This is a genomic window from Gilliamella sp. Nev6-6 (assembly GCF_001690605.1).
GTDB lineage: Bacteria > Pseudomonadota > Gammaproteobacteria > Enterobacterales > Orbaceae > Gilliamella > Gilliamella apicola_C.
In genome coordinates this window covers 1-12,653 of sequence record NZ_LZHP01000090.1, presented here as the reverse complement: position 1 = coordinate 12,653, position 12,653 = coordinate 1, and the positions used below count along the sequence as shown (strand labels likewise).

Genomic DNA, 12,653 nt, shown 5'->3' with positions numbered 1-12,653 from the left:
ATGAAGCTTGTCAGTTATCTTGTCTCTGGTAGAGCAAGTTTTGGTCTTCTCACTCAAAATGGCATTATTGATTTAAAAGAAAAATTGGGCGATAAATACGTTGACTTAAAATCGCTACTTGCTGATGAGGAAGGGCTATCTATTGCCAAAACCTACCTAGATGCCCCAAGTGACATTGAAGAGCAAGACATTACTTATTTACCTGTTATTCCAAACCCAAACAAAATTTTATGTGTTGGTATGAATTATGCTGAAAAACGTGCAGAATTTAATGAAACCAGCTCTGCTCCTACGCTTTTTGTTCGTTTTCCAGATTCACAAACCGGTCATAAAACCAACATTATTAAACCAGCCATTACTAATGAATTGGATTATGAAGGCGAATTAGCTATTATTATTGGTAAAACTGGTTTTCGCATTAAACAAGAAGATGCGTTATCTTATGTAGCTGGTTATAGTTGTTATATGGATGGTTCTATTCGTGATTGGCAATATACCTGGTTTACCGCAGGTAAGAACTGGCCAAATACTGGTGCATTTGGCCCATGTATTACAACGCGCGATGAGATTCCAGATCCAAAAGCGCTTTCTTTAACCACCTATTTAAATGGGAAAGAAATGCAACATGATTCAATTAAGAATCTTGTGCATACTGTACCTGAATTAATTTCTTATATTAGTACTTTTACCCATTTATCTCCGGGAGATGTGATTCTTACTGGCTCACCAGGTGGTGTTGGTAAAAAACGCAATCCACCTGTATTTATGCAAGATGGTGATAAAATAGAAGTTGAAATCACGGGTATTGGTCGTTTAACCAATTATGTAGTAGCTGAAAAAAGGTAAACTCATGTACGATTTGGTTGATTACACGGTTATTGATATTTCTAAGTCAGAGCAAGATTATCAAGAAATTGAGCAGTTATTACTGCGATCTGATCTCAAGCTAGATCCACAAGTTACTCTTTTTGTTGTAGCGAAAATTAGCGCTAAAATTATAGCTTGTGCTGGTATTGATCGTGATATTATAAAATGTGTTGCTATTGATCCAGATTACCGTGGCAATCAACTAAATCTAACTTTAATGGATTACACAATAAAATATGCCAATGAAAATGGCTATTTTCACCTTTTTTTATATACCAAGCCTGAAAATATAGATTTTTTTAAAGGATGTGGTTTTTACCCTATTGTTGAAATTACAGGGCTAGTTGTTCTAATGGAAAACAATCCTGTTGGAATTAAGCAGTATTGTAAAAAGCTAAATGCACAACAAAAAGCAGGGAAAAAAATTGGTAGTATTGTAATGAATGCCAACCCTTTTACTAAAGGGCATCAATATCTTATCCAATATGCAGCAAGCCAATGTGATTGGTTGCATGTTTTTGTCGTCAATGAAAATGCTTCATTATTTTCATTTGATACACGCTTAAAGTTAGTTAAAGATGGCACTCAACAAATAAAAAATGTTACTGTGCATGCAAGCTCACCTTATATTATATCAAGAGCAACATTCCCAACTTACTTTCTAAAAGATAAGGCAAAAATTGATCGAGCTTATATGGGCATCGATTTACTTATATTCCGAAATTATATTGCTCCAACGCTTAATATTAACTATCGATTTGTTGGAACTGAACCCTATGATGAAGTCACCAAAGCTTATAATGAAGCGATGTGTTATTGGTTAGAAGATAAAACGATTAGTAATTGCCCTGCTATTACTGTTGTTGAAGTTCAGCGAATAACTGAAGGCGATACTATCATATCTGCCTCAGTCGTGAGAGAATTATTGGCATCTGAGCAATATGAACAGGTAAAAAAGTTAGTTCCATCGACAACATGGGATTACCTTTCAGCTAATTTGGATAAATTTAAAATTTAATACATTTTAAAAGGTAGCAAAATGAAAATACAAAAAGAAGCCATGGCAGGGACTCTTGAATCTAGCGATTTGTTAGTCAAAGTCATGCCAAACACGGGGATCGAAATTGTCATTAATAGTGATGTTAATAAACAATTTGGCGATCAAATCCGCGCGGTTGTTGAACAAACTTTAAATGAGCTTAATGTCACTGATGGTTTAATCATTATCGATGATAAAGGTGCACTGGATTGTGCTATTAAAGCAAGAATTCAATGTGCGGTATTACGTGGCGCAGAAGAAGAAAACTTAGATTGGAGTAAATTACTATGAAAAAATTACGTCGAAGTATGCTATTTCTTCCAGGTGCAAACGCTGCCATGTTGTCGACTTCGTTTGTTTATAAACCTGATTCAATTATGTTTGATCTTGAAGACGCCGTTTCAATTAAAGAAAAAGATTCAGCTCGTTTATTAGTTGCCCAAACATTACTGCTTCCTGTGTATAAAGAACACGGAATTGAAACAGTAGTTCGAATCAATGCACTTGATACTCCATTTGGCTTAAAAGACCTTGAGGCAGTAGTAAGAGCTGGCGTTGACGTTGTGCGCTTACCAATGACTAACTGTGCCGAAGATATCCATGAGTTAGAAGCGCACGTTGAAAGAATCGAAAAAGAGTGTGGACGCGAAGTTGGTAGCACCAAATTAATGGCTGCAATTGAATCGGCTCAAGGTGTAGTTAATGCTGTTTCTATTGCTAAAGCTTCTCCACGTTTAATTGGTATTGCGTTAGCAGCATTTGATTATCTTGTTGATATGCAAACTGAGCGAGGTGATGGCACAGAGTTATTCTATGCTCGTTGTGCAGTACTACATGCAGCGCGTGTAGCCAAAATTGATGCTTTTGATGTGGTTTATTCTAATGTTAATGATGATGAAGGTTTCTTAAAAGAAGTCAGCTTAATTAAAAAATTAGGTTATAACGGTAAATCACTGATTAATCCAAGACAAATTGAGTTACTACATAACGCATATGCACCAACAGCGGCTGAAGTTGAACACGCCCAAAAAGTGGTTGAAGCAGCAGAAGAAGGTGAAAGAAAAGGTCTTGGCGTTATCTCTCTAAACGGCAAAATGATTGATGCACCGATTATTGCTCGTGCTAGAAAAGTTATTGAGCTAGCCAAGTATTCTGGTGTACGTAAAGAAATTTGATAGGATTGAAAAATGACTACTTCCATAAATAAAAAAATTGATGATTTGCTTAAACAGCACCCTGATCTCAAGAATATCACGCCATTTATTGACGCTAATGCCACGACTCCATATTTAAAAGATGAATCTAAATATACGCGTAAATTGTGTGACTCTATTGAACAAGCAATCAAAAAATGTGAATTACGTGATGGTATGACCATTTCTTTCCATCATGCATTTCGTGAAGGCGATAAAGTTATCAACAAAGTAGTTGAAACTATTAGCAAATTAGGGATTAAAAATTTAACATTAGCATCAAGCTCACTATTAAGCTGTAATGCTGCACTGATTCCTCATATAGAATCAGGTGTGGTTACTAAAATTTATACCTCTGGTTTACGCGGTAAATTAGCCGATGCGATTTCTCATGGTTTAATGGAAAATCCTGTCCATATCCATTCTCATGGCGGGCGTGTAAAACTTATCCAAAGCGGTGAAATTAATATTGATATCGCATTTTTAGCTGTATCGACAGCGGATGAGCAAGGTAATGCTAATGGTGTATCAGGCAAATCACAATGTGGTGCTCTTGGTTATGCGATGGTTGATGCACAATTTGCTAAAAAAGTGGTTTTATTGACTGAAGATATTGTTGGGTATCCTAATCATCCAGCAAGCATTCGTCAGGATCAAGTCGACTATATCGTTAAAGTGGATGAAGTCGGTGATCCAACAAAAATTAGCGTAGGTGCCGCACGAATTACAAGTAACCCTCGAGAGTTAATGATTGCTCGTTATGCCGCAGATGTTATTGAACATTCTGGGTATTTCAAAGATGGCTTTTCAATTCAAACAGGTTCAGGTGCCTCTTCAACTGCTGCCACTCGTTTCCTTGAGAACCGTATGCGCGCACAAAACATTACTGCATCGTTTGCATTAGGTGGTATTACAGCAAGCATTGTTGATTTGCATGAAAAAGGATTGGTTAAACGTTTATTAGATACGCAGAGCTTTGATGGCGCTGCTGGGCAATCTTTAGGGCGTAATAAAGATCATATTGAAGTATCAACTAATGTTTATGCAAACCCGGCATCTAAAGGGGCTAGCGTCGACGAGTTAGATATTGTGATTCTAAGTGCGCTAGAAATTGACCTCGATTTTAATGTTAATGTTTTAACTGGTTCTGATGGTGTTATGCGTGGTGCGTCAGGTGGTCACTGTGACACAGCTGCTGGTGCAAACTTAACAATTATTGTTGCACCATTAATTCGTAGTCGTATCCCTACTGTGATTAAAAAAGTAACAACAGTTGTAACGCCAGGGGAGAGTGTCGATGTTCTTGTTACTGACCATGGTATAGCTGTTAATCCTGCTCGTCCTGAAATTGCACAGCGTTTAAAAGCAGCAAATTTACCAGTCATGAGTATTGAAGAGCTCTATCAACGCGCTGTTTCTTTAACTGGAGAACCAAAACCAATTGAATTCAAAGATAAAATCGTTGGTATTGTCCATTTCCGCGATGGTTCTGTTATTGATGTCGTTCGTGAAGTTAAAGATTAATTTTCGCTAACCTGCCAATATGACCATAGCCTGATATGTAAAAGTATCAGGCTATACTAATTTCTATTCTATATTACTTTTTATTCAATGAAAAAAATGTTGATTAAATTTTCTGATGGTACACCAATTAGCCTTGAACAAATGTTATTAGCCAAGGAACAGCGTGTAAAAAATCAAAAACAGGCGATAACATGTTATGAACAACCCATCATATCGTTAAGCTTAGTCATTCCTGGTACTATAAAAAACAGTAGTGGCGCACGTTATCTTTTTGATGAAGCAATTAAGGCTCTCCATCGCTGCTTTTTACAAAATGGTATCCTGATAATAAATGAACAGCATTATCATCATAATACTGGTTCAGAGGCTATTATGGCTATAAAGTGTTCAGCTAATATGCTCAAACAATATTGTATGGATATTGAAGATAATCACCCATTAGGGCGTTTGTGGGATATTGATGTTATTGACCCTATTACAAAAAAAAGTCTTTCACGTTCGCAATTTGAAGATCAACCAAGGCAATGTTTAGTTTGTCATGAAGTAGCAAAAGTGTGTGCTCGAGCTAAACGACATTCTGCTAGCGAAATTTTTAAGGTAATTGAAGAAAAGATTGAAAATTTCAGAAAAAATATAGAGTACGCAAAAACAAGTCATAAATAAAGGGTTGATGAAATCATATAACAACGATAGCCATCAACCTTATTCATATTTTAGACTTAAATTAAATGTTCTCAAGCGTTTGCTGTAAATCTTTCAGTAAGTCAGCAATATCTTCCAAACCAACGGAAATTCGCAATAATTGATCTGATATACCTGCTGTTTTTCGTGCTTCAGCACTAATCCCTGAATGTGTCATAGTTGCAGGATGGCATACAAGGCTTTCAACACCGCCGAGCGATTGAGCTAAGGTAAAAATATTAAGTGCCTTTAAAAATTTCGGCATTACATCATCATCGCTAGCTAATTCAAAACTTAGCAAAGAACCAAAACCTTTTTGTTGCTTTTTAGCTATATCATGCCCAAGGTTTGAAGATAACGATGGATGGTAAACTTTTGCTATTTTAGGGTGATTAACTAAAAAATCTACAACTTTTTGGGCGTTATCCTGCTGTACTGTTACTCTAGCAGCAAGGGTCCGTAATCCACGCAATAATAGATAACTATCAAATGATGAAGTAAGCGTACCAATATTATTTGCCCACCATAATACTTCTGTAGCGAGTTGTTGATCTTTAAAAACTAAAATGCCAGCGAGTAAATCCGAATGCCCGTTTAAAAATTTGGTACAAGAATGGGTAACAATATCAGCACCAAGTTCTAATGGTTTTTGCAAAATAGGCGTCATAAAGGTATTATCGACTAAAACCAAAGCGCCAACGTTATGTGCTTGCTGCGCAATTTCTTTAATATCTACAACTCGGAGCAAGGGGTTGCTTGGTGTTTCAATTAATACTAATTTAGGATGTAAACTCAATGTTTCTTGCAATGCGGCAGGATCAGATTGATCAACGAATTTTACTTTAAAGTAGCCTTTTTGGCTTAAACTATTAAAAAGCCGATAGCTGCCACCATAACAATCATGAGGAGCAACAACTACATCGTTTGGTGCTAACAAGGCAACACTAATAAGGTGGATGGCAGACATACCGCAGTTAGTTAAAATAGCATCTACACCACCTTCTAATTTTGCAACTGTTTGCTCGACTAAGCGGCGGCTTGGATTTGCTTTTCTTGCATAGTCAAACTCTCTTGGCTTAGCAAATTCTTCATAACGATAACAAGTAGATGGAGTGATAACTGGTACAACACTGCCATATTGCTCATCAGTATTGAGTCCACCACGAACAGCAATGGTTCCTTGGCTTAATTTGTTAAATTGATTAGCCATAATAACCTTCCTCTAAATAGTACTTTGTTTAGCTCAAGAATAGATTGTATAAGAATAACACATTACAAAAAGACGTCAACATGTCTAGACGTCTAACTATCTTGGTGTGTAGATTGCAGCAAAATCAAAAAAACGTTAAAATTACCCACATTATTTATGATGTAATTTGGTGAAAATATTATGGAATGGAATGGCGAGTATATCAGCCCCTATGCAGAGCATGGCAAAAAAAGCGAGCAAGTAAAAAAAATCACAGTGTCGATTCCGTTAAAAGTATTAAAAATATTGACTGATGAGCGCACTCGCCGACAAGTTAATAATTTACGTCATGCAACAAATAGCGAATTATTATGTGAAGCTTTTCTTCATGCTTATACTGGCCAACCATTACCTTGCGATGATGATTTACAAAAAGATCGTGAAGACGGTATTCCTGAACAAGCTCAGAAAATGATGCGAGATTTAGGTATTGATCCTAACTTACTTGATGAGTAAGTGCCGACTAAATAATCAACAATACTTAAAATAATCAATATTCAAAAACAACAAAAGGCGCATTATGCGCCTTTTATTTACTAAGCGTTAAAAATTATTTTTTACCGCCAATCATAGCAAAACGTTGCTTGAATTTATCTACACGACCGCCAGTTGCAACATCACGTTGTTTACCAGTATAGAATGGGTGGCACTCACCACATACGTCAAGATGAATATCATGACCAATAGTCGAATGAGTTTTAATAACATTACCACAAGAGCAAGTTGCGCTAATTGCAGTATATTCTGGATGGATACCTTCTTTCATAATAAACCTCTGTAGTCTGTTTGTGTCGCTATATAAATGGCTATAAAGCAAAATTTATACACCACACAAGTGTTAAAAAACATGATAAGGTTGCGAATTATACGACCAATGGCCGTTATAATCAAGTCATAAAAAACAATCAGACTGATAGCTGGCCAATTGTGACTTGCAATTCAATTTTTTCACCATTTCGCAAAACTATAATGGGGACAATCGTTCCTGGTTTCAACTCAGCGATTTGATCCATTGTTTCCACAATAGATTTAACTGGCTTATTATTTACCATAATTAAGATATCATTAGCCAGAACACCTGCTTGTAACGAAGGACCTTCTGTATTGGTAACTAAAATACCTAATACTATTGGTATCTCACTTGGATTTTGCGTTGGAGCAAATTCTAATCCATCAATACCTATATAACCTCGAATAATTTTGCCATCCTGAATCAATTTATTCATGATCTTTACAGCTAAAGAAGCTGGAATTGCAAATCCAATACCCTCAGGAATATCATTACCTAGGTTTTTTGCAAAGGTGAGGGTATTAATTCCCATTAATTCACCTTTGGTATTAACTAGCGCTCCTCCAGAATTACCATGATTAATTGATGCGTCAGTTTGTATAAAATTCTGTCTTCTATACGGACTTAACCCATCACGACCTGTAGCGCTAATAATACCTTGTGTTATAGTTTGCCCTATATTGTAAGGATTGCCTATAGCTAACACAACATCTCCAATTTTGGGCTCACGCTGGGGATTAATGAGTATAGTTGGAATATTAGAGGCATCTATTTTTAATACAGCAATATCAACAAGCTTATCAGAGCCTACTGATAAAGCCTCGAAAATTCGACCATCTTGTAGTGCAACAATAATTTGTTCTGCATCCTCAACAACGTGATAGTTAGTAATAATATATCCCTGTTTACTCATAATTACTCCAGAGCCAAGCGGAGTAATTGGGCTATCTTGAGATGTTTGGGAAACAGAATTAATCGAACGACTATAAATGTTAACGACAGCTGGAGCAGCAACGTTGACAGCTCTAGAATAGCTTAGTGGACCATCGCTAAAAATTGATCCTGAAAAATTTACTTGATTTCCATTTCGTAACGTAGGAAAAACAATCAATAAGATAATAGCGAAAATAGTTCCAATTAATATTGACCATAGAATTTTCTTGAGCATTGGAATCAGAATGATAGAGGGAACAATGGTTAGAATTTTAACACATCTATATAAGGGTTAAAATGATGTTTTCATCGATGCCTAAACATCGATGAAATAAAGCAAAATAATTACCGTAAAATCAAATATAAGCGGCTATTGCCACGAATAATATTCAATGCAATTACAGATGGGCTACTATCAATAATTTTGCGAAGATCTGCAATATTAGTTATTCTTTCTTTATTAACCCCAGTAATAAGATCTCCTTCTTGCAAGCTAAGTCGAGATGCTGGCGAGTTTTTAATGAGTTTTTCTATTAAAACGCCTTTTTGCCCTTTAATTTCCCCATTACTAAGTGTTGCACCATCAAGAGCTGTATGAAGTGATTTTGCTTCGGTTACTGCCTCATCACTGTTTTTGAGTTTTACCTCAACAGACATTTTTTTACCATCTCGAATTAAGCCTAATGTTACAGTTCGCCCTGCGCCTGTTGTTGCAATCTTTGCACGTAATTGAGCAAAACTATCAATAGGTTTACTGTCCATCGAAATAATGATATCGCCAGATTTAATTCCTGCAGCCTGCGCAGCTGAGTTTTCTATCACCTCACTAACAAAGGCGCCCTTTTGAACATCAACATCAAATGCTTTTGCTATATCTGATGTTAGCTCATTCCCTTTGATTCCTAACACGCCACGTTTGACTTCACCAAACTCAATAAGTTGCGAAGTTAAGCTTTTCACCATATTACTAGGAATAGCAAACCCGATACCTATATTCCCACCGTTTGGTGCAATAATCGCTGTATTAATACCAACAAGTTCACCATTTAAATTAATAAGTGCGCCTCCAGAATTCCCTTGGTTAATTGAAGCATCTGTTTGGATAAAATTTTCGAAACCATTCATATTAAGCCCACTGCGAGCCAAAGCAGAAATGATCCCCGAAGTAACCGTTTGACCAATGCCAAATGGATTACCAATCGCAACAGCATAATCGCCAACACGCAAATTATCCGAATCCGCCAATTTAATTGCCGTTAATTTTTTTGCATCGTCGATTTTAAGTAATGCAATATCACTTTGTGGATCTTTGCCGATTAATTTCGCTTTAAATTCATGCCCATCATTTAGAGCAACCGTAATTTTATCGGCACCATCAATAACATGATTATTGGTAACAACATAACCTTTTTCAGCATCAATAATCACACCTGATCCTAACCCTGTAAAAGATCTTGATTGACTATCAGGATAACCAAAAAATCGTCTAAATTCCTCTGGCATATTATTTTGCATTTGAGTAGTGCCTTCAACTTTAATACTAACAACGGAAGGCAATACCGTTTCTAGCATAGGTGCTAAACTGGGAAGCTGAGCACTGTTCTCAGTTGTCATAGAAGGAAAAGAAGCATAAGCATTCGGAAGTGTAGATAAACTTAGTCCTAAACTTAAAGCTAAAATACTTAGCAATTTTTTTCGATCTTTTAATGAATTAATCATCTTATAACTCTCGCTTTTACAAAAATTAATCTCTATAAAAATGCTTTGCCATTGGTTAACGGCGTATTAAACTATAATTGTTAAGATTTATTTTCATCTGTTTTAAATAAACCAGAAGAATTATCCGAATAGTCTCTAGGTTGCTTATCAAGCGTAATTTCTTTTGTTTCATCGGGATTAGAGCTAGAATCAAAATCCAAAGATGCAACGTTATCACTATCAATAAATTGACCAGAGCTTTCAGCCATATGTTGATAAAGACGGCGAAAATCTTTAGCCATATTATCCAATATTTCTGCACTATGAGAAAAATGTTTAGCAATCATTTGTTTTTGTGCTATTAATTCATCTTTTGTTTGATCTAACTCTTGTTTTACTTTGGCATATTTACGAGCTTTAGGGCTAATGACGCTTATAAAAATAAAACCAATAATAAAGCCGATTACTAATCCAATTACAAGATAAGTCAGCATATCTCTATCCATAATTCACTCCCTGTATTTTTAATATATATAATTTTATAAAATTGAAAATCAATTGCCAGCGCTTATTTTGCATGGTTGGCAAGTTTTATCAATTGTTTTTTTAGCTTTTCTGGGGCATTTTCAGCTAATGCATATAAAAGCTTTGCACTTGCGGGCGTTATTACACTCGAAGTCAAAGACGATTTAGATTTCTGAAAATTACACTCCGCCAATTTTACAGAAATATTCGGATTAATCTGATATTGGATAGAAGATAAAGAAGGTAAGATACTTGTTCGTATGCTCGATATTAAATTACTTTGTTCATATTTCAATCTCGTCAACCAACTAGCTGAACTTACTTCTAAAATCAACACTCCATTCCGATAATTAGCAACTTTGCATTGTTGATTCAATGGTGATGGCAATAAATCGTTGATAGCCTTATCCAAGGTTCTTAATGCATTAGTTCTATCTTGAATCTTAGACAAACAAGAGGTTTTTGTCAAAATTGACGTTAATCTTTCTGGTTGGTTAAAACGCATATCTTGGCATCCTCTCTTTTCTCAATCAATAAAAATAAATTTCTTCTAAAAACCAAAAAAAGAATTAGCCTAATAATTTACCTTATTTATAATCAAAAGTCTTATTGAAAATAATTTATTTACAGTTTCTGCATAACTTTACGAAAAGAAAACAATAATTAGTAATTATAAATAATAGATAAAATTCATGTAATTTCTAATTATATATTATTAAGAAAAATAAAAAGGTTAACAACAAAGCATGGTTATTAACCTTTTGAAAATAGTTACAATTAAGCAAAGATACTTATTATAAGCACAACAATTAATCCAATAATCGAATTAATTAGCTCTAATAGCCCCCATGTTTTTAAAGTATCTTTAATTGATAAATCAAAGTAGCCTTTGAATAGCCAGAAAGACGCATCATTAATGTGAGTTAATGTATTAGAGCCGGCAGCCGTTGCAAGCACAAGTAATGCAGGATTAACTCCATGCATAGTCCCTGTAGCAGAATCAATAACTGCTGCTCCGATAATCCCTGCAGCAGTCATTGCTGAGACAACACCTTGTCCTGTAGCTAAACGAATTAATATAGTAATTAACCATGCCATAATATAAGGAGATATACCTCCAGCTGACATTAATTGACCAATAGTATCACCAATACCTGTATCTATTATAATTTGTTTTAGTGCACCACCAGCACCAATAATTAATACAACCATTGCAATGCCTTTAACTGCATTATCAAAAGAACCCATAATCCATTCCATTGAATGATTAAGTTTTTTTCCAAATAATATAAATGCAGTAATCATGGCGATAAACATCGCAATTTGAGATGATCCGAGAAAATTGAGAATAGAATAGGCGATCGTTTCCTTATCTAACCATATATTTGCGATTGTTGTTGCAATCATAATATAAGCAGGAATCAAAGGAACAGAAATTGATGTAAAAAACGATGGAAGATTATTTTCATCTATGGGATTTTCAGATTGTAAAAATTCTGGTGTCGGTCTTTCTAAATTACCTAAAAATTTAGGAAGAATCAGACCTGCACAAATTACAGATGGAATAGCAACAATCAATCCATAAATATAAACCATTCCCATATCCGCATCATAGGCATCAACTAGTGCAACTGGTCCTGGTTGTGGTGGAAACAACGAATGAGCAGTAGTTGCCGCAGCGACACCTGGAATAGCCAATTTTAAAAATGGAATTTTAGCTTCTTTAGCTAAAGCAATTACTAATGGAGCCAATATGATAAATGCTGCTTCATAGAACATCGCTAGGCCAAATATAAGCCCCATGATAATAATAGCTAATTTTACATATTTTATGCCTAGCTGTTTTAATAGTGTTTGTGCAATTTGATGAGCAGCACCAGAATCAACCATTAATTTTCCAATAACAGCACCAAATACAACAATAATAGCAAGCTCACCAAGCGTATGCCCAAATCCTAACTTGATTGTTTTAAGAATGCTTAGTAAATCCATTTTAGCCATCAATCCTACAAATATTGCAGCTGCTAATAATGCAATCATTGAGTTGATTTTAAAACGAATATTTAAAAGTAACATTAATCCTATGCCAAGAATAACCCAAAGAATATTTAGAAACGCCATAAATCATAACCCCTATTTAAATTTTATTGTTAT

14 protein-coding genes are annotated in these 12,653 nt (G+C 35.3%); 7 read left to right on the top strand and 7 right to left on the bottom strand.

Annotated features, from left to right (window positions below):
• From A9G42_RS10500 to citX, 6 genes are all read left to right on the top strand, one after another.
• Window positions 1-846, top strand: coding sequence for a fumarylacetoacetate hydrolase family protein (locus A9G42_RS10500; protein ID WP_065567643.1), 846 nt, complete (start codon window positions 1-3; stop codon window positions 844-846).
• 4 nt (window positions 847-850) lie between these two features.
• A complete protein-coding gene (gene citC, locus A9G42_RS10495; RefSeq protein ID WP_065567642.1) occupies window positions 851-1,885 on the top strand; it encodes a [citrate (pro-3S)-lyase] ligase in 1,035 nt (344 codons plus the stop codon).
• A gap of 21 nt (window positions 1,886-1,906) precedes the next feature.
• Window positions 1,907-2,197 carry a citrate lyase acyl carrier protein gene (citD, locus tag A9G42_RS10490; protein ID WP_065567641.1) on the top strand — a complete coding sequence of 97 codons (291 nt, stop codon included), beginning with the start codon at window positions 1,907-1,909 and terminating at the stop codon, window positions 2,195-2,197.
• Window positions 2,194-3,081 (top strand): citrate (pro-3S)-lyase subunit beta, encoded by an 888-nt coding sequence (citE, locus tag A9G42_RS10485; RefSeq protein ID WP_065567640.1) that lies wholly within the window; start codon window positions 2,194-2,196, stop codon window positions 3,079-3,081. Before citD ends, citE begins: the two co-directional genes overlap by 4 nt.
• Window positions 3,082-3,093: 12 nt before the next feature.
• The gene (gene citF, locus A9G42_RS10480; protein WP_065653396.1) at window positions 3,094-4,623 is read left to right on the top strand and encodes a citrate lyase subunit alpha; all 1,530 of its coding nucleotides are present in this window, start codon (window positions 3,094-3,096) and stop codon (window positions 4,621-4,623) included.
• Window positions 4,624-4,719: 96 nt separating this feature from the next.
• On the top strand, window positions 4,720-5,286 hold the full coding sequence (citX, locus tag A9G42_RS10475; protein WP_065580655.1) for a citrate lyase holo-[acyl-carrier protein] synthase: 567 nt from the start codon (window positions 4,720-4,722) through the stop codon (window positions 5,284-5,286).
• 61 nt (window positions 5,287-5,347) lie between these two features.
• Here citX and metB read toward each other — a convergent pair whose 3' ends face one another.
• Window positions 5,348-6,514 carry a cystathionine gamma-synthase gene (metB, locus tag A9G42_RS10470; protein WP_065653395.1) on the bottom strand — a complete coding sequence of 389 codons (1,167 nt, stop codon included), beginning with the start codon at window positions 6,512-6,514 and terminating at the stop codon, window positions 5,348-5,350.
• A gap of 177 nt (window positions 6,515-6,691) precedes the next feature.
• Here metB and metJ point away from each other — a divergent pair, with 177 nt between their 5' ends.
• Window positions 6,692-7,009: a met regulon transcriptional regulator MetJ gene (gene metJ, locus A9G42_RS10465; RefSeq protein WP_065582397.1), complete on the top strand. Its 318-nt coding sequence runs from the start codon at window positions 6,692-6,694 to the stop codon at window positions 7,007-7,009.
• 94 nt (window positions 7,010-7,103) lie between these two features.
• Here metJ and rpmE read toward each other — a convergent pair whose 3' ends face one another.
• From rpmE to gntP, 6 genes are all read right to left on the bottom strand, one after another.
• Entirely contained in the window at window positions 7,104-7,319 is a 216-nt protein-coding gene (rpmE, locus tag A9G42_RS10460) for a 50S ribosomal protein L31 (protein ID WP_065653394.1), read from the bottom strand.
• A 139-nt stretch (window positions 7,320-7,458) separates the two neighbouring features.
• On the bottom strand, window positions 7,459-8,511 hold the full coding sequence (degS, locus tag A9G42_RS10455; protein ID WP_065567635.1) for an outer membrane-stress sensor serine endopeptidase DegS: 1,053 nt from the start codon (window positions 8,509-8,511) through the stop codon (window positions 7,459-7,461).
• Between the two features lie 110 nt (window positions 8,512-8,621).
• Window positions 8,622-9,995, bottom strand: a complete 1,374-nt coding sequence (locus tag A9G42_RS10450) for a Do family serine endopeptidase (RefSeq protein WP_065653393.1) — start codon at window positions 9,993-9,995, stop codon at window positions 8,622-8,624.
• An 80-nt stretch (window positions 9,996-10,075) separates the two neighbouring features.
• Window positions 10,076-10,480, bottom strand: a complete 405-nt coding sequence (locus A9G42_RS10445) for a YhcB family protein (RefSeq protein ID WP_065653392.1) — start codon at window positions 10,478-10,480, stop codon at window positions 10,076-10,078.
• A gap of 62 nt (window positions 10,481-10,542) precedes the next feature.
• On the bottom strand, window positions 10,543-11,004 hold the full coding sequence (locus A9G42_RS10440; RefSeq protein ID WP_065653391.1) for a DUF721 domain-containing protein: 462 nt from the start codon (window positions 11,002-11,004) through the stop codon (window positions 10,543-10,545).
• 272 nt (window positions 11,005-11,276) lie between these two features.
• On the bottom strand, window positions 11,277-12,620 hold the full coding sequence (gene gntP / locus A9G42_RS10435) for a gluconate permease GntP (RefSeq protein ID WP_065653390.1): 1,344 nt from the start codon (window positions 12,618-12,620) through the stop codon (window positions 11,277-11,279).
• Window positions 12,621-12,653 lie beyond the last annotated feature (33 nt).